General features: G+C 75.4%; 16 protein-coding genes. 9 read left to right on the plus strand and 7 right to left on the minus strand.

Annotated features, from left to right (window positions below; translation table 11 throughout):
* The first annotated feature begins 71 nt into the window (after window positions 1-71).
* From IF73_RS0119935 to IF73_RS0119945, 3 genes are all read left to right on the plus strand, one after another.
* Window positions 72-1,016 (plus strand): M56 family metallopeptidase, encoded by a 945-nt coding sequence (locus IF73_RS0119935; RefSeq protein WP_031009891.1) that lies wholly within the window; start codon window positions 72-74, stop codon window positions 1,014-1,016.
* An 81-nt stretch (window positions 1,017-1,097) separates the two neighbouring features.
* Window positions 1,098-1,766 (plus strand): phosphatase PAP2 family protein, encoded by a 669-nt coding sequence (locus tag IF73_RS0119940; RefSeq protein WP_078868155.1) that lies wholly within the window; start codon window positions 1,098-1,100, stop codon window positions 1,764-1,766.
* Window positions 1,767-1,898: 132 nt separating this feature from the next.
* A complete protein-coding gene (locus IF73_RS0119945; protein ID WP_031009894.1) occupies window positions 1,899-2,516 on the plus strand; it encodes a TetR/AcrR family transcriptional regulator in 618 nt (205 codons plus the stop codon).
* Between the two features lie 11 nt (window positions 2,517-2,527).
* On the opposite strand, the gene IF73_RS0119950 is transcribed toward IF73_RS0119945, so the two are convergent.
* Window positions 2,528-4,054, minus strand: a complete 1,527-nt coding sequence (locus IF73_RS0119950) for an LVIVD repeat-containing protein (RefSeq protein ID WP_031009897.1) — start codon at window positions 4,052-4,054, stop codon at window positions 2,528-2,530.
* Between the two features lie 174 nt (window positions 4,055-4,228).
* On the opposite strand from IF73_RS0119950, the gene IF73_RS0119955 reads away from it, so the two are divergent.
* Entirely contained in the window at window positions 4,229-4,888 is a 660-nt protein-coding gene (locus IF73_RS0119955; RefSeq protein WP_051717045.1) for a DUF305 domain-containing protein, read from the plus strand.
* Between the two features lie 13 nt (window positions 4,889-4,901).
* Here IF73_RS0119955 and IF73_RS0119960 read toward each other — a convergent pair whose 3' ends face one another.
* A complete protein-coding gene (locus IF73_RS0119960; protein ID WP_031009901.1) occupies window positions 4,902-5,273 on the minus strand; it encodes an ArsR/SmtB family transcription factor in 372 nt (123 codons plus the stop codon).
* Between the two features lie 161 nt (window positions 5,274-5,434).
* Here IF73_RS0119960 and IF73_RS0119965 point away from each other — a divergent pair, with 161 nt between their 5' ends.
* Together IF73_RS0119965 and IF73_RS0119970 are read left to right on the plus strand one after the other, a co-directional pair.
* A complete protein-coding gene (locus IF73_RS0119965) occupies window positions 5,435-6,514 on the plus strand; it encodes an NADH:flavin oxidoreductase/NADH oxidase (RefSeq protein WP_031009904.1) in 1,080 nt (359 codons plus the stop codon).
* A 124-nt stretch (window positions 6,515-6,638) separates the two neighbouring features.
* Complete coding sequence (locus tag IF73_RS0119970; RefSeq protein ID WP_031009906.1) at window positions 6,639-7,721, plus strand: WD40/YVTN/BNR-like repeat-containing protein; 1,083 nt, start codon at window positions 6,639-6,641, stop codon at window positions 7,719-7,721.
* Between the two features lie 34 nt (window positions 7,722-7,755).
* Here the strand turns inward: IF73_RS0119970 and IF73_RS0119975 are convergent, their stop codons facing one another.
* A complete protein-coding gene (locus IF73_RS0119975) occupies window positions 7,756-8,433 on the minus strand; it encodes a uracil-DNA glycosylase (protein ID WP_031009907.1) in 678 nt (225 codons plus the stop codon).
* An 89-nt stretch (window positions 8,434-8,522) separates the two neighbouring features.
* On the opposite strand from IF73_RS0119975, the gene IF73_RS0119980 reads away from it, so the two are divergent.
* Together IF73_RS0119980 and IF73_RS0119985 are read left to right on the plus strand one after the other, a co-directional pair.
* Window positions 8,523-9,518, plus strand: coding sequence for an N-acetylglucosamine kinase (locus IF73_RS0119980; protein WP_031009908.1), 996 nt, complete (start codon window positions 8,523-8,525; stop codon window positions 9,516-9,518).
* 171 nt (window positions 9,519-9,689) lie between these two features.
* On the plus strand, window positions 9,690-10,607 hold the full coding sequence (locus IF73_RS0119985) for a sirohydrochlorin chelatase (protein WP_031009909.1): 918 nt from the start codon (window positions 9,690-9,692) through the stop codon (window positions 10,605-10,607).
* An 82-nt stretch (window positions 10,608-10,689) separates the two neighbouring features.
* Here IF73_RS0119985 and IF73_RS0119990 read toward each other — a convergent pair whose 3' ends face one another.
* The 4 genes from IF73_RS0119990 to IF73_RS0120005 form a co-directional block, all read right to left on the minus strand.
* The gene (locus IF73_RS0119990; RefSeq protein WP_078868157.1) at window positions 10,690-11,751 is read right to left on the minus strand and encodes a lactonase family protein; all 1,062 of its coding nucleotides are present in this window, start codon (window positions 11,749-11,751) and stop codon (window positions 10,690-10,692) included.
* Window positions 11,752-11,852: 101 nt separating this feature from the next.
* The gene (locus IF73_RS0119995; RefSeq protein ID WP_031009914.1) at window positions 11,853-13,346 is read right to left on the minus strand and encodes an FUSC family protein; all 1,494 of its coding nucleotides are present in this window, start codon (window positions 13,344-13,346) and stop codon (window positions 11,853-11,855) included.
* Window positions 13,347-13,612: 266 nt separating this feature from the next.
* Entirely contained in the window at window positions 13,613-14,248 is a 636-nt protein-coding gene (locus IF73_RS0120000; protein ID WP_031009915.1) for an ankyrin repeat domain-containing protein, read from the minus strand.
* Between the two features lie 105 nt (window positions 14,249-14,353).
* Entirely contained in the window at window positions 14,354-14,911 is a 558-nt protein-coding gene (locus IF73_RS0120005) for a GlcG/HbpS family heme-binding protein (RefSeq protein WP_031009917.1), read from the minus strand.
* A 392-nt stretch (window positions 14,912-15,303) separates the two neighbouring features.
* Between IF73_RS0120005 and IF73_RS0120010 the strand changes: the two genes are divergently transcribed.
* A complete protein-coding gene (locus IF73_RS0120010) occupies window positions 15,304-15,798 on the plus strand; it encodes an Lrp/AsnC family transcriptional regulator (protein WP_031009919.1) in 495 nt (164 codons plus the stop codon).
* Window positions 15,799-15,829 lie beyond the last annotated feature (31 nt).

Genomic DNA, 15,829 nt, shown 5'->3' on the forward strand with positions numbered 1-15,829 from the left:
GAAACCGTGGCGTGCGTCACTTGGCCGGTCAGCCCATACCCCCGGGGAGCACCCGCTCATAGGCTGACGTCATGTCGGTCTCCCTCGCACTGCTGCTGCTCGGCGTCCTGACCGCTCTCACCGCTCCCCGGATGCTGGCCCGGGCGGAGTGGGTGGAGCGGGAACCGGTCGTGGCGCTCTGGGTGTGGCAGTGCGTGGTGGCCGCGGTGCTGGTCAGCTTCGCCCTGTCGATGACGTTCAGCGCGGCCGCCGCCTGGCAGGCCGTGCGCGGGCAGGTGTTCGCGCCCGCGCCGCGCGCGGTGGTCGACGCGTACGAGCTCTCCACCGGCGACGGCCCCTGGTCGGCGGTGATCGCCGTGGTCCTCGCGGCCGGCGGGCTGTGGTCGGGCGCCATGCTCGGGCGGGAGATCGGGCTGGCCCGGGCCCGCCGCCGGCAGCGCCGTGCCGACCTGCTGGTCCGCGCCCCGCAGCTGCCCGGGGAGGAGGAGGCCGCCGGACGGCTGGTCGTCCTGGAGGGCGAGCGCCCCGACGCCTGGTGGCTGCCGGGGACCACACCCCGGCTGGTCGTCACCACCGCGGCCCTGCGCCGGCTGAAGGGCCGCCAGCTCGACGCGCTCCTCGCCCACGAGCAGGGCCACGCCCGGGCCCGCCACGACTGGCTGCGGCACTGCTCCGGCGCGCTGGCCGCCGGCTTCCCCGGCGTCCCGGTCTTCACCGCCTTCCGCGAGGAGATGCACCGGCTGGTGGAGCTGGCCGCCGACGACGTGGCCTCACGGCGCTTCGGACGGCTCACCATCGCGCTGGCACTGGTGGAACTGAACGAGGAGCGGGGGGTGTTCGGCGCCGCGCCCGGCAGCGGCCCGCTCGCCGGGCTCCCCCAGCGGGTCGACCGGCTGCTCGCCGCCGCGCCGCGGCTGCCCGCCGCCCGGCGGCTGGGACTCACGGCGACCGCCGCGCTGGTCCCGGTCGTCCCGCTGCTCGTCGCCTTCTATCCGGGCCTGGCCGCGCTGGGGTAGCGGGTGTCCCCCACGACGGTCCGCGCGCGTCCCGGTGTTGCGCGTGGCGTGTCGCCGCGACCGGTCCGGCAGGATCGTGGAATGCGTACTTCCGCCGTGGTGTCCGGGGGCCTCGCCCTGCTGCTGCTCGTGCTCGTGGTGGCCGGCTGGCCCCCGCTGCTCTCCTTCGACCGCGCGGTCGACGAGGCCCTGCACCGCAGCGCCGTCGCCCACCCGGGCTTCACCCGGGTCAACCGGGTGTTCAGCGACTGGGTGTGGGACCCGTGGACGCTGCGGGCGCTGGCCTTCGCCGTCGTCGTGGTGCTCGCCCGGTCCGGGCACCGGCGGCTCGCCTGGTGGGTGGCCGGGACGGTGGTGGCGGCGGCCGGGGTGCAGCAGGCGGTGAAGGCGCTGGTCGGCCGGGACCGGCCGGAGTGGCGCGACCCGGTGGACTCGGCGGCGTTCTCCGCCTTCCCGTCCGGGCACGCGATGACCGCGGCGGTGGTCTGCGGGCTGCTGCTGTGGGTGGTCGCCCTGGTGGGACGGGAGCCGTGGCGGGGCTGGGGAACGCTGGCCGGGCTCGCGGTCGTCTCGGTGCTCGGGGTCGGCTGGACCCGGCTCTACCTGGGGGTGCACTGGCCGTCGGACGTGCTGGCCGGCTGGCTCCTCGGCTGGTCCTGCGTGGCCGTCGCGGTGCTGTCGTACCGCCGGAGCCTCGACCACCGGCCCCTCCCGGCGGGCACCGGCCCGGACGCGGAGGAGCAGACATGACGAGGCCGCCCGTCCTGGACGATCCCCCGTGTCGCCCAGGGCAGGCGGCCGCCCCGCCGTCGCGCCACGAGGGCGGGCCGGCGAGCCACGCTGAGTATATTGGCCGAGAGCCAGTCAACGCAGGAGCCCAGCATGACGCCGCGTAGCCCGTCGGTCAACGAAGAGCTTCGACGGCGTTCCCGGGAGCGGATCCTGGCGGCCACCGTCGAGCTGGTCGGACGGCACGGATACGAGGCCACCACCCTCGGCGACATCGCGGAACGGGCCGGGGTGGCCCGCGGCCTGGTCTCGTACTACTTCCCCGGCAAGCGCCAGCTGCTCCAGTCCGCCGTGCACCGGCTGATGCACCTCACGCTGGAGGAGGCGCTGGAGCGCGAGCCGCGCACCGAGGACGGTGCCGAGCGGCTGGCCCGTGCGATCGACGCGATCCTGGGGCTCGCGGTGGACCGGCCGACGCTGATGCGGACCCACATGGCCGGGATCCTCCAGGCCGAGGGCTTCGTGCGGTGCGAGGAGCAGCAGCGGCTGGCGTTCCTGCTGCGGGACACGGTGGAGCGGTACGGCTCCGCGGACGTGGACCGGGACTATCCGCTGCTGCGGGCGCTGCTGATGGGCGCGGTGGTGGCGGTGCTGCTGCCGGGGGCGCCGATGCCGATGGCGCGGCTGCGCGCGGAGCTGTTCCACCGGTACGGCCTGGCCTGGGAGAGCGGCATGCCGCCGGACGGGGGCCCGCCCGACGGCATGCTCTGAGGCGTCCGGGGTCAGTCCAGGTCGCCGAAGTCCTCGAAGTAGTCCGGCTGGGTCTGGACGTTGAGCTCGTCCATCCGGATCTTCTCCGCGGGGTCGGTGCGGGGGTCGGAGATCTTCAGGACGTCGAGGCCCCGGGCGATCTCGTTCGAGTAGACGTGGCCGTTGTAGTAGTAGGCGGACCAGGAGCCGCCGGTGGTGAGGGCGGTGGCGGAGACCGGGCCGCGGTCGAAGTACCCGATCTCCTTCGGGTGGGCGGAGTCGGTGAAGTCCCAGACGGAGACACCGCCCTGGTACCACGCCTGGACCATGAGGTCCTTGCCCTTGACCGGGATCAGCGAGCCGTTGTGGGCGACGCAGTTCTCGGTGTTCGCCTGGTGGCGCGGGATCTTGAAGTAGCTGCGGAAGACGAGCTTGCGGTTCTTGCCCTTGCCGGTGATGTCGTAGACGCCGTTGGCGCCGCGGTTCGGGCCGACGGCCGCGTTGCAGGTGGCGCCGCCGCCACCGCCGAGCTCGTCGGTGAAGACGACCTTGTTCGCCTTCTGGTTGAAGGTGGCGGAGTGCCAGAAGGCGAAGTTGACGTTGTCCTGGACCTGGTCGAGCACCCGGGGGTGCTCGGGGTCGGAGACGTCGAAGAGGATGCCGTCGCCCATGCAGGCGCCGGCGGCGAGGTCCTTGCCGGGCAGCACGGTGATGTCGTGGCAGCCGGTGGTCTTGGAGACGCCCGGGTTGGTCGGGCCGCCGGGGTTGCCGCCGCCGTCGGGGCCCTCACCGGGGAAGAGGACGGGGAAGTTGACGACGCGGGCCTGCTCCGGCGCCTCGCGGGGCACCTTGATGACCGAGATGCCGTCGTGCGGCGGCCGGCAGTCGGGGAAGGCCGCGTTGGGCGAGTAGGAGGAGACGTACACGTACACGTCCTTGCGCTGCGGCAGGAGCGTGTGGGTGTGGGAGCCGCAGGCGGTCTCGACGGAGGCGACGTACCTCGGGTTCGTGACGTCGCTGATGTCGAAGATCTTCATGCCCTCCCAGGACTCCTTGACGGAGGCGGGCTGCGTCGTGCTGGCGCACGAGTCGTCGCTGCGGGAGGAGTCGGTGGAGAGGAAGAGGAGGTCTCCGGAGACGGAGATGTCGTTCTGGGAGCCGGGGCAGAGGACCTGGGCGACGGTCTTCGGGGCCTTCGGGTCGCTGATGTCGAAGATCCGGAAGCCGTCGTAGTTGCCCGCGAAGGCGTACCGGCCCTGGAAGGCCAGGTCGGTGTTGAGGCTCTTGAGCGCGTCCTTGGGGATGTTCGCCAGGAGCTCGATGTTGTCGGTCTTCACGATCTCGTCGACGCCGGGTATCTCGCCGCTCTGGATCGCGGCCCGCGCCTCGGCGGCCTGCTCCGCCGAGACCGGCGCCTGGACCGGCGCGTCTCCGGGGTCGGGGGTGGCGACCGCCGTTCCGGCGGCGAGCAGCGCCGCCAGGAGGCCGGCCGCGGCGGTGGCCGCGCCGAGGCGTCTGATCCGGGAGCGTGGACTGTGCGGGGTATGCAACGAAGTCACTCCGTCCTCCGTGTTTTCCGTTCAAAGCTGAACGGTGCTGGACCCCGGCAGTATGTTCCTTGGCGTGCTCATCCCAACAGATGGCAACACGAATGTCATCGACGAATCCGGGCGACCCCCCGGAAAGACCTGCTAGGAACGGCCCCTGTACCGCAAAACCCCCTGGAGGTACCGTTGCTGATCCGCCACCACCACCGGCGTGCCGCCGTCGCCGTGACCGTCGCCGCGCTGGCCGTACTCGCCCTGGGCGCCTGCGAGCCGGACTCCGGCGCCGGCGACCCGCAGCCCACCTCGACCGGCGCCGCCGCGGCGGTCGTCGTACCGGGCAGACCCGGCGAGCCGGCCCGGCGGGTCTCCCCGGAGGAGGCGGCGAGCCTGCTCCCCGACGAGCGGCCGAACGGCGCCGACTTCCGGTACGTGCAGATGATGGTCGTCCACCACCGGCAGGCCCTGACGATGACCGCACTGGCTCCCGAGCGGGCGGGATCGCAGGCGGTCAGGAAGGTGGCGGAGCGGATCGCGGCGGCCCAGCAGCCCGAGATCGGCGCCATGGAGGGGTGGTTGACGACCCACGGCGGCCCCCGGGACCAGGGCGCGCACGCCCATCACGCGATGCCGGGCATGGCGACCGAGGCGCAGCTCGCGGAGTTGCGGGCGGCGAAGGGCGCGGCCTTCGACGAGCTGTTCCTGAGGCTGATGGTGACGCACCACGAGGGCGCCGTGACCATGGCGGCCGAGGTGCTCGGCCAAGGCAACAACGTCCAGGTGGAGGAGATGGCGAACGACGTGATCGCGCAGCAGACGGCCGAGATCGGCCGGATGCGGTCGCTGTGACCGCGCGGGCCGCTCAGGCCCCCGCCGCCGGGCCGCCGTCCGCGTCCTGACGGGCGGACTGCGCGTCGGCCGCCGTGAGGACGGTGTCGAGGAGGCCGGGGAAGAGCGCGTCGAGGTCGGCGCGGCGGAGTCCGTTGAGCTTCGCCGTGCCGCGGTAGTCCTGCCGGATGACGCCGGCCTCGCGCAGCACCCGGAAGTGGTGGGTGGTGGTCGACTTGGTGACCGGGAGGACGAAGTACGAGCAGCTCAACTCGGTCTCCGCGGCGGCAAGTTCGCGGACGATCCGCAGCCGCACGGCGTCCGAGAAGGCGTGGAGCACCGCCTCCAGGCGGATCTCCTCGCGCGCCGGGTGCTCCAGGAGGCGGGGGCTGGCGGCGGTCGTCATGGCGGCGGCTCCGATTTCTCCCGAGGGTCGGTCCGGGACGCTCCTCATTGTACGAGAGTCCTCGTAGTTTGACAGGCGCCGTACTACGATGGGTATCGTACGAGCGTCCCGCCGGGCCGCCCCGCGACCGGCGACCCCGCCGTCCCGAAACGGAGTCCGCGATGAGCACCGCCCTCTTCGAGCCCTACACCCTCCGCTCGCTGACCGTCCCGAACCGCGTCTGGATGGCTCCGATGTGCCAGTACTCGGCGGAGGTCTTCGGCCCGAACGCCGGGGTCGCCCACGACTGGCACCTCGCCCACTACGGGTCCCGCGCGACCGGCGGTGCCGGCCTGATCCTGGTCGAGGCCACCGCCGTCGCCCCCGAGGGCCGGATCAGCCCCGCCGACCTCGGCCTGTGGAACGACACCCAGGCCGAGGCCCTGCGCCGGATCGCCTCCTTCGTGAAGGCCCAGGGCTCCGTCCCCGGCATCCAGATCGCCCACGCCGGCCGCAAGGCCGCCACCGAGCGCCCCTGGCTCGGCCGCGGCCCCGCCGCCGCCGAGGAGGCGTGGCAGCCCGTCGCCCCGAGCCCGCTCGCCTTCGACGAGGGCTACACGGTGCCGGCCGAGCTCACCGAGGACGGCATCCGGGAGGTCGTCGGGCAGTTCGCCGCCGCGGCCCGCCGCGCCCGGGAGGCCGGCTTCGAGGTCGTCGAGGTGCACGGCGCCCACGGTTACCTCATCGGCGAGTTCCTCTCCCCGCACAGCAACCACCGCACCGACTCCTACGGCGGCTCCTTCGAGAACCGGACCCGGCTCGCCCTGGAGGTCGTGGACGCCGTCCGCGCCGTCTGGCCCGAGGAACTGCCCGTGTTCTTCCGCATCTCCGCCACCGACTGGCTGGAGGACGCGGGCTGGACCCCGGACGAGACCGTCCGCTTCGCCGCGCTGCTGCGCGAGCACGGCGTCGACCTGCTCGACGTCTCCAGCGGCGGCAACGGCGGCCCCGCGAAGATCCCGGTCGGGCCCGGCTACCAGGTGCCGTTCGCCGCCCGGGTCAAGGCCGAGACGGGGCTGCCCGTCGCCGCCGTCGGCCTCATCACCGAGCCCGAGCAGGCCGAGAAGATCCTCGCCAACGGCGAGGCCGACGCCGTCCTGCTCGGCCGCGAGCTGCTCCGCGACGCCTCCTGGCCGCGCCGGGCCGCGCGCGAACTCGGCGGCTCCGCCTTCGCGCCGCCGCAGTACGCCTGGGCGATCTGACGCCGCCGCCCTCCGGAGACGCCCCGCAACCGCACGGTCACGGGGTGTCTCCGGGCGCCGTTGTCAGTGGCCGGGTGCAGACTGGCCCGTATCCGTGACAACGGCGTCCTGGAGGTGGGCACCCATGCCCGACGTACTTCTCACCGTAGGCACCCGCAAGGGACTCTTCATCGGCCGCAGGCACGACGGGCGCTGGGAGTTCGACGATCCCCACTTCCCGGCCCAGGCCGTCTACTCGGTGGCCATCGACACCCGGCCGGACACCCCGCGGCTGCTGGTCGGCGGCGACAGCTCCCACTGGGGACCCTCCGTCTTCCACTCCGACGACCTGGGCCGGACCTGGACCGAACCGCCCGCGCCGGCCGTGAAGTTCCCCCCGGACACCGGCGCCTCCCTGGAGCGCGTCTGGCAGCTCCACCCGGCCCCCGCCCACTCCCCCGGCGTCGTCTACGCGGGCACCGAACCGGCCGCGCTCTTCCGCTCGGACGACGGCGGCGCCTCCTTCTCGCTGGTCCGGCCGCTGTGGGAGCACCCGACCCGCTCCCGGTGGGTGCCCGGCGGGGGCGGCGAGGCGGTGCACACGGTCGTCACCGACCGGCGCGACCCCGACTCCGTCACCGTCGCCGTCTCCACCGCCGGCGTCTTCCGCAGCCGGGACGGCGGCGCCTCCTGGGCCCCGGCCAACCAGGGCGTCTCCGCGGTCTTCCTGCCCGACCCCGACCCGGAGTTCGGCCAGTGCGTCCACAAGATCGCGCAGGACGCGGGCGACCTGGACCGGCTCTACCTCCAGAACCACTGGGGCGTCTACCGCAGCGACGACGCCGGCGGCCGCTGGACCGACATCGGCGGGCCGCTCCCCTCCGACTTCGGCTTCGCCGTCGCCGCCCACCCGCACCGGCCCGGCACCGCCTACGTCTTCCCCATCACGGCCGACTCCGACCGGGTCCCGGCGGACCGCCGCTGCCGGGTCTACCGCACCACGGACGCCGGGACGAGCTGGGAACCCCTCGACCAGGGCCTGCCGCAGGGCGACCACTACGGCACGGTCCTCCGCGACGCGCTCTGCACGGACGACGCCGACCCGGCGGGCGTCTACTTCGGCAACCGCAACGGCGAGGTGTACGCCAGCGCCGACGACGGCGACACCTGGCGACTCCTCGCCGAGCACCTGCCGGACGTCCTCTGCGTCCGGGCGGCGGTGATCTGAACTCCCCGCCGCCTCCGGCCCGTCGGCGACCCGCTCAGGGCAGCAGCCAGTCCACCGGCTCGGCGCCCTGGGCGACCAGCATCTCGTTGGCCCGGCTGAACGGCCGGGAGCCGAAGAAGCCCCGGTCCGCGGAGCGCGGCGACGGGTGCGCGGATTCGACGGCGGGCAGACTCCCCAGCAGCGGACGGGCGTTGCGGGCGTCGCGGCCCCAGAGGATGGAGACCAGCGGCTTGCCGCGGGCGGCGAGGGCGCGGATGGCCTGCTCGGTGACCTCCTCCCAGCCCTTGTTGCGGTGGGCGCCCGCGTTGCGCGGGGAGGTGGTCAGCGTCCTGTTGAGCAGCAGCACGCCCTGCCGGGTCCACGGCGTCAGGTCGCCGTTGGAGGGACGGGGGTGACCCAGGTCGGTGTGCATCTCCCAGAAGATGTTCAGAAGACTGGCCGGCAGCTGCTTGACCTCCGGGGCCACCGCGAAGCTCAGGCCGATCGCCATCCCCGGGGTGGGATAGGGGTCCTGACCCACGATCAGGACCCGCACGTCGTCGAAGGGCTGCTGGAAGGCGCGCAGGACGTTCGGTCCCGACGGCAGATAGGTCCGGCCCGCCGCGATCTCCTGCCGCAGGAAGTCGCCCATCTCGGCCACCCGGCCCGCGACGGGCTCCAGGGCCTTCGCCCAACCGGGCTCCACCAGTTCGTTCAACGGTCTCGCAGTCACAGTCCGTCACTCTAGCGGCCTACACCGACAACGCCCTCCGCCCTAGACTGCGGGCCCCAGACCCCCATCCGGTGAGGACGGTTGCGAGCGTGGAGACCCGGAGCGAGCACGCCGGAGACACGGCGGACGCGGTCGTCGTCGGGATCGACTCGGGAGGCTCGGGGCTGCGGATCGCCCTCGCCCGGGCCGCCGACGGCACGGTCCTCGACCGGGCGGCCGCGCCCGGGCCCGTGCGGACCGGACCGGGCGGGATCTCCGCCGCCCACTTCCTGGAGTCGGTGCTGCCGGCCGTCGCCGCGCTGCGGGCCCGCGCCGGGGAGAAGCGCCCGGTGCGCGCCGCCGCCGTCGGCGCCGCCGGCATGGCCACGCTCGGCGAGGAGCTGCGGGCGGTCCTCCCGGGGGCGTTCGCCGACGCCTGGGGGGTGCGCGCGACCGCGCTCGCCGCCGACGCCGTCACCGCCTACGCCGGGGCGCTCGGCGCGCGGCCCGGCGCGGTCGTCGCCGGCGGCACCGGTCTGATCGCCCTCGGCACCGACCTGACCGGCTGGCGCCGGGCCGACGGCTGGGGCCACCTGCTGGGCGACTGCGGCGGCGGCGCCTGGATCGGCCGGGCGGGCCTGGAGGCGGCACTGCGCGCGTACGACGGGCGGCGCGGCGGTTCGGCGGCGCTGCTGGCCCGGGCCGAGAGGCTGCACGGTCCGGCGGCGCGGCTGCCCGGCGCGCTCTACCCGCGCACCGACCGGCCCGCCGTGCTCGCCGCCTTCGCCCCGGAGGTCGCCGCCTGCGCGGCGGACGACCCGGTCGCCGCGGCGATCCTGGAGCGGGCCGCGGAGCACATCGCCGACGCCGCCGGGGCGGCCTGCCCGCCGGGCCCGGAGTCCGTGGTGGCGCTGACCGGCGGTCTGTTCCGGCTGGGCGAGCCGCTGCTCGTACCGGTGCGGACGGCGCTCGCGGAGCGGCTGCCCGGGGTGCGGACCGTCGCTCCCGCGGGGGACCCGCTCGACGGTGCGGTGACGCTGGCCGCGGGGCTCGCCGGCGGCGGGATCCGGCTCCCCGAGGACCCCGCGCTGCTCCGGACCGGCTGACCGGGACGCCCCGGCCGGAAAGGCATCGCCGCTGGTGGAAGGCGTGCCGAAGGTCCGGGCGGCGGTCCGGGCGCGATCCGGCACGCCTCGGACCGGACATACAGGGGCAGAAGGCGCGGGGTCCTACCTCACCGAACGCCCTCGTCCGCAAAACCAGTAGCATGCGGCGCCATGAGCACCCCCACTGGGCCCGCCAACGGCCTGCCTGTACGAATGCCGCGCCCCCGCCCGTCCGGGCGGCACCGCCGCCCCGACCCGGCGGCGGCGCCCGAGGGCGCTCCCGCCCTGGTGCTCGCCGTCCCCGGCGCGCCCTCGGCCGCCATACGCTCGCTGGCCGACGAGCTGGTGAGCATCGCCCGGTCCGAGCTGCCCGGCCTGGAGGCCGCGATCGGCTTCGTGGACGGCGACGGCGAGGAGTACCCGACGCTCGCCGGCGTGCTGACCTCCGCCGCGGAGCTGCGCGAGGAGCGGTACCGGATCGCCGTGGCGGCCGGCCGTGAGGTCGGTGCCCCGGAGGGCCCCGCCGCGATCGTCGTCCCGCTGCTCGCGGGCCCGGACAGCGCCGTGATGCGCCAGATCCGCCAGGCCGTCATGGACAGCGGCAACACCGCCGAGCTGACCGACGTGCTCGGTCCGCACCCGCTGCTCGCCGAGGCGCTGCACGTGCGCCTGTCGGAGGCGGGGCTGGCCCGCGCCGACCGCGCCCGGCTCTTCACCGTCGCCACGGCCGCGGACGGCATCGTCCTGGCCACCGTGGGCGGCGAGGAGGCCGTGCAGGCCGCCGGCATCACGGGCATGCTGCTCGCGGCCCGGCTCGCCGTGCCGGTGATGGCCGCCGCCCTCGACCAGGAGGGCTCCATCGCCTCCGTGGCCGAGCAGCTGCGCGAGGCGGGCGCGGTGCAGCTGGCGCTGGCCCCGTACCTGATCGGCCCGGAGCTGGCCGAGGGCCTGCTCGACGAGGCGTCGAAGGAGGCCGGCTGTCCGGCGGCCGAGGCGCTGGGCGCGTACCCGGCCATCGGCAAGCTGGTGCTGTCGCAGTACGCGGCCGTGCTCGGCCTCCCGCAGCAGGGCGCGGCCCCCGCGCACTGACGCCCGGAACCGCACGAAGGGCCCGCACCGGAACCGTCCGGCGCGGGCCCTTCCGCGTGTCCGGGGAACCCCGGGGCGTGGGTCAGCCGAAGACGACGCAGGTGACCGCGGGGGCCTCGACGGAGCCGGCGCGGACCGGGGTGCCGGTCCCGGGGTCGACGTCGAACCAGGTCACGTCGCCGGAGCGCTCGTTCGCCGCGTACAGCCGCCGCCCGGTCGGGTCGAGGGCGAGGTCGCGGGGCCAGGTGCCGGCGCAGGAGACGGTGGCCGAGCGGATCGCCTCGTCGCCCGCCGGGGAGAGGACGAGGACGGCGATGGTGTCGGTGCCGCGCACGGCCACCCACAGGAACCGCCCGTCGGGCGCCACGACGACGGCGGAGGGGTACGCCGGCCCCGCGGTGTCCGCGTCGACGAGCGGGATCTCGGCGAGCGGCGTCAGCTCGCCGCGCCGGTCGTCCCAGCGGCAGACGGTCACGGCGGGCTCCAGTTCACCGACGACGTAGGCGTGCCCGCCGTCCGGGTGGAAGGCCAGGTGGCGGGGGCCGTAGCCGGGGCGGAGGGCGGTCTCCCGGTGCAGGCGGAGGGCGCCGGTGGCCGGGTCGAGGGCGCAGACGCGCACGGAGTCCGTGCCGAGGTCCACGCTGACCGTCCAGCGGCCGCTGGGGTCGGCCTGGACCTGGTGGGCGTGCGGCCCGGCCTGCCGGTCGGCGACCGGGCCGCCGCCCTCGTGGCGCAGGACGGCGGTGGCGGGGCCGGGGAGGCCGTCCGCGGCGAGGGGCAGGACGGAGACGCTGCCCGAGGTGTAGTTGGCGGTGAGGAGGTGGCCGGCGGCGACGGCGAGGTGGGTGGGGCCGGAGCCGTCGACGGGCACGGGGGCGCCGAGCGGGCGCGGCGCGGGCCCTTCGGGGGCGAGGGCGGCGACGGCGCCCTCGTCGGTCTCGGAGACGGCGTAGAGGACGCCGTCGGCGAGGGCGAGGTACGAGGGGTCGGCCACGGCGTCGGTGGCGCCGGTGACGGTGAGCGCGCCGGTCGCCGGATCGACGTCGGCGGCGAGCACGCCGAGGCCGCCGGCCGAGGTGAAGGAGCCGAGGTAGGCGCGCGCCCGCACCGCCGTCCGCTCAGGTGTCTCGTCGGTCCCGCCCACGGCGCCTCCCTGCCCCGGGGCCGGTCGCTCCGACCGGCCGTCTCGGGGCCGACGTTAGCAGGCGGTCTAGACCAAGTTCGATCAGCCGGTGGTGGAGCCCGTCAGGAGCGGACGAGGAGGGAGCCGGGCGGGGTCCGCAGCGGTTCGTCGAGCGCGGCGAGCAGCCGCTCCAGACCGCTGACGTGACCGAGGGCGGCGGGGGCCGGATGGGCGGCGGGCTCCGGCTCGGCGGCCGGGGCGGGCCGGGTCCCACCGGGCGAGGTGAGCCGTTCGACGGCCGTCTCGACGCGCCAGCAGGCTGCGGCGAGCCGGGCGTCGTGGCTGGCGTCCGGGTCGGCGGCGACGGAGGCGAGGCCGCGCACCTCGGCCGCGCACTCGTCGAGCAGCGCGAGGACCCGGCGGGCGCGGCCCTTGCGCTCGCGGAACGGGCTGAGCGGGTGGACGAGCGGGGCGACCGAGAGCCGCACCCGGCCGAGGAGCAGGTCGAGCTCGGCGACGTGCGGGGTCGGGTCGGCGGTCTCGTCGCCGGCGAGCCGGCGCTCGGAGGCGGCCGTCGCGGCGTGCACGGCCCGCAGGGCGCGCTGGATCCAGGCGTCGTTGATGGCGTGGGTGGTGACCGGGAGGATCAGCAGGACCGCGAGGGCGGCGCAGACCGCGCCGACGACGGTCTCCTCCAGGCGCAGCACGAGCAGCGCCGGGTCGAGGACGCCGAGGAGCCCGTAGAGCAGTCCGGCCATCACGGTGACCGCGAGCATCATCCAGCTGTAGGAGAGCGGCGCGGTGTAGAAGATCCCGAAGACGCAGACCGCCACCAGGAGGGCGGTGGGCAGCGGGGCGCCGTGCAGCGGGATGGCGACGACCATCCCGACGGCGATGCCGAGCAGGGTGCCGAGGAAGCGGCGGAAGCCGCGGACCAGGGTCTCGCCGCGGGAGACCGTGTTCACGAAGATCCACCAGGTGGTGCCGACGGCCCAGTACCAGCGCTCCTCGGAGAGCACCTGGCCGATGCCGAGCGCCACGGCGCAGGCGGCGGTGGCCTGGATGGCCTGCCGGGTGGTGATCCGGGCCAGGCCCTTGCCGGGGAGCGGGGCGGGGGCGGCGGGCGGCGGGGTGCGCCGCTCGATCGGCCAGAGCACGAACCGTACGGTCCCGGCCGCCGCGAGGGCGATGGCCACGGCCGCGTACAGCTCGGGGAGCTGGCCGGGCAGCGCGTGCAGGAACTGGGTGCTGAAGAAGTTCATGAAGGCGAAGATGCCGAGGGCGTGGCCGCGCGGGCCCCAGCGCCGGGCGTACACGCCGCACAGCACGACGAGCAGGAAGGCCCCGTCCCGCAGGAGCGTGTGGTCGTGCAGCAGGGTGGCCAGCGCGAGGACCGGGAAGCCGGCGAGCGGCAGCAGCAGGGTGGTGACGGCCTGGCCGCGGACGGTGGCGTCGGTGACGGTGAACAGGGCGAGCAGCGCCGCCAGTCCGCCGGTGATCGACGCGGTCAGCGAGAAACCGGCCAGCTCGGCCACGGTCACCGCGAGCGCGATGCCGAGCACGGCACGCATACCGGTCCTGAGCCGGAGGAGCCCCGGGTCCGGAGCCACGAACATCCTCTTCACGACGGTCGGCCGCCCCCTCGTCTTGCCGCTCGCCCGCCGTGCGACCTGTCCCGGGGATGGGGGGACGCGCACGGACACGACGAAGGCGCCGCCGTCCGGGCGGCCTCGTCGCCGTCCCGGCGCGCGGCGCCGAAAGTACCTGGTGGACACAAGGAGAACACCGACCGGGCGCATGGCTCAAATCGCCGCCGAAAGACTGAGCCATTGGCCCGGTCTTCGCGCGTCACACTGGCCCATCTGCGGGCCAGTGGACCAGCTCAGGCCGGCGTGGCCGGAGCGGGCGAGGGGGCGGGGGTACGCCGCAGCAGGGCGGCGAGCGCGGTGTGGCCGCGCCGCTCGGCGTGCTCCAGGGCGGTGACGCCGTGGGCGTCGCCCCGTGCGGGGTCGGCGCCGGCGGCGAGCAGCAGCGCGACGACCTTCTGGTGGGCCGGGCCGCCGTCGCCGAGGATGACCGCCTGCAGGAGGGCGGTCCAGCCGAGGTCGTCGACGTGGTCCACGTCGATCGGGGTGTCGCGCAGGACGGCCCGGACGTACGGCACGTGGCCGCGCTCGGCGGCGGGGATGAGGCTGGTGGCGCCGAAGCGGTCGGTCATCCGGAAGTCGGGGGCGGGGTCGGCGGTGAGCAGCACCCGCAGCATGGCGACGCTGCCGGTGGCGCCGGTGGCGAGCCAGGGGCTGTCGTGCCGGGCGTCCCGGGCGTCGACGTCGGCGCCGGCGGCGACGAGCACGCGGGCGGTCTCGACGTGGTCGCCGAGGACGGCGAGGAGCAGCGGGGAGCGCAGTTCCTCGTCGCGGGTCCCGGTCCGGGCGCCGTCGGCGAGCGCGGCCCGCACGGCGTCGGCGTCGCCCCGGCGGGCGGCGGCGAGGAGCCGCTGGTGGGGTGTGGCGGTCACGGCGGTCTCCTCGGTGTCGGGGGCCGGGGTGGTGCGGGTCACGGGGCCGACGGCGTCCGGCCGGGCGTGGCCGGACGCCGTCGGGACCTGGCCGGGTCCCCGGTGTTACTTGGCGAGGGCGTCGACGCCGGCCTGGGCGAACTTCTGGTCGAGGTCGCCCGAGGGGGCGCCGGCCACGCCGATGCCGGCGATGGGGGCGTTCTTCGAGGTGACCGGGGCGCCGCCGCCGAGGAAGAGGGTGCCGGGGATGTCCTTGAGGTTGGGGGCCTGCTCCAGGCGCTTGACCAGCTCGGTGGTGGGGGCGTTCCAGGAGACGGCGGTGTACGCCTTCTTCTCGGCGGACTCGTAGGACTGCGGGCCGGCGCCGTCGCCGCGGAGGGTGACGAGGGTGTTGCCGTTGCGGTCGACGACGGCCACGGAGACGCGCTGGTTCTCCTTCTCGGCGGCGTCGAGCGCGGCCTGCGCGGCCTTGGTGGCGGCGTCGATCGTCAGGTGGGTGCTGGTGGTGGTGTTCTTGTTCTTCGCGTCGGCCTTGGCGACGGCGGCGGGGGCGGCGGCCGGGGTGGCGGCGTTCGCGGAGACCGCGCCGAAGGCGCCGGCGCCGAGGGCGACCAGGGCCGCACCGCCGGTCAGGACACGGGCACGCTTCGAGATCTGCTTCATGGTCGGTCACTCCTCGTGGTGAACGGGCGGGGACGGCGGGCCCGGCGGTCGCCGGGGTCCGGGAGACCGGGAGGCCGTCTCGCCGTCCCGCTCCGCACTCCATCCTGGGCGCGGCCGGGGCCCCGCCCGGTCGGCCCGGCGGATGGTCGTCGGGCCCCGCCCGGCGGACCGGGGGGTCGGCCGATCGGACGACCCCGCCCCGGGCCGACGTGCGGTACGCGCGCGGGGAGAGCGGGGTACGGGGGCTGAGGGCGGGGACGGGGAGGAACGCGCCCCTCCGGAAGGGCCGGCCGCCCGGTGGGTACAGTCGGGACCATTCCGGCGGATCGGCCCGCCGGGCGGACCAGCAGGCCGGGGACCCGCCCCGGCGGGCACGGGGAGGCCGGCACGTCATGGCGGTGGACGAACTCGACACCCGCATCCTGCGGCTCCTGATCGAGCAGCCGCGCACCAGCGTGCGGGAGTACGCGCGGATCCTGGGCATCGCCCGGGGCACCGTGCAGGCCCGGATCGACCGGCTCGAACGGGACGGGGTGATCACGGCCACCGGCCCGGTCCTCTCCCCCGCCGCGCTCGGGCATCCGGTGCTGGCCTTCGTGCACGTGGAGGTCACGCAGGGGCACCTCGACGAGGTCGGGGACGCGCTCGCCGCCGTACCGGAGATCGTCGAGGCGTTCTCCATCACCGGCGGGGGCGATCTGCTGACCCGGGTGGTGGCCCGGGACGCGGGTCATCTGGAGGACGTGATCCAGCGGCTCATCCAGCTGCCGGGGGTGGTTCGCACCCGCACGGAGATCGCGCTGCGCGAGCGGGTCGCCCACCGGATGCTGCCGCTGGTGGAGTCGGTGGGCCGGGGCGGCGCGGAGCGGCGTCCGGGGGGCCGGTAACCCGGGTGCGGGCGCGGGCGGCGGCGTGTAA

Origin of the sequence: Streptomyces sp. NRRL F-5727 (assembly GCF_000719555.1) — a bacterium.
Classification (GTDB): domain Bacteria; phylum Actinomycetota; class Actinomycetes; order Streptomycetales; family Streptomycetaceae; genus Streptomyces.

Coding starts and splice junctions, on each gene's coding strand:
- IF73_RS0119960 (WP_031009901.1), bottom strand. CDS start 5,273: ATGACGACCGCCGCCAGCCCCCGCCTCCTGGAGCACCCGGCGCGCGAG.
- IF73_RS0119945 (WP_031009894.1), top strand. CDS start 1,899: ATGACGCCGCGTAGCCCGTCGGTCAACGAAGAGCTTCGACGGCGTTCC.
- IF73_RS0119970 (WP_031009906.1), top strand. CDS start 6,639: ATGCCCGACGTACTTCTCACCGTAGGCACCCGCAAGGGACTCTTCATC.
- IF73_RS0119985 (WP_031009909.1), top strand. CDS start 9,690: ATGAGCACCCCCACTGGGCCCGCCAACGGCCTGCCTGTACGAATGCCG.
- IF73_RS0120010 (WP_031009919.1), top strand. CDS start 15,304: ATGGCGGTGGACGAACTCGACACCCGCATCCTGCGGCTCCTGATCGAG.
- IF73_RS0119935 (WP_031009891.1), top strand. CDS start 72: ATGTCGGTCTCCCTCGCACTGCTGCTGCTCGGCGTCCTGACCGCTCTC.
- IF73_RS0119940 (WP_078868155.1), top strand. CDS start 1,098: ATGCGTACTTCCGCCGTGGTGTCCGGGGGCCTCGCCCTGCTGCTGCTC.
- IF73_RS0119965 (WP_031009904.1), top strand. CDS start 5,435: ATGAGCACCGCCCTCTTCGAGCCCTACACCCTCCGCTCGCTGACCGTC.
- IF73_RS0120005 (WP_031009917.1), bottom strand. CDS start 14,911: ATGAAGCAGATCTCGAAGCGTGCCCGTGTCCTGACCGGCGGTGCGGCC.
- IF73_RS0119995 (WP_031009914.1), bottom strand. CDS start 13,346: ATGTTCGTGGCTCCGGACCCGGGGCTCCTCCGGCTCAGGACCGGTATG.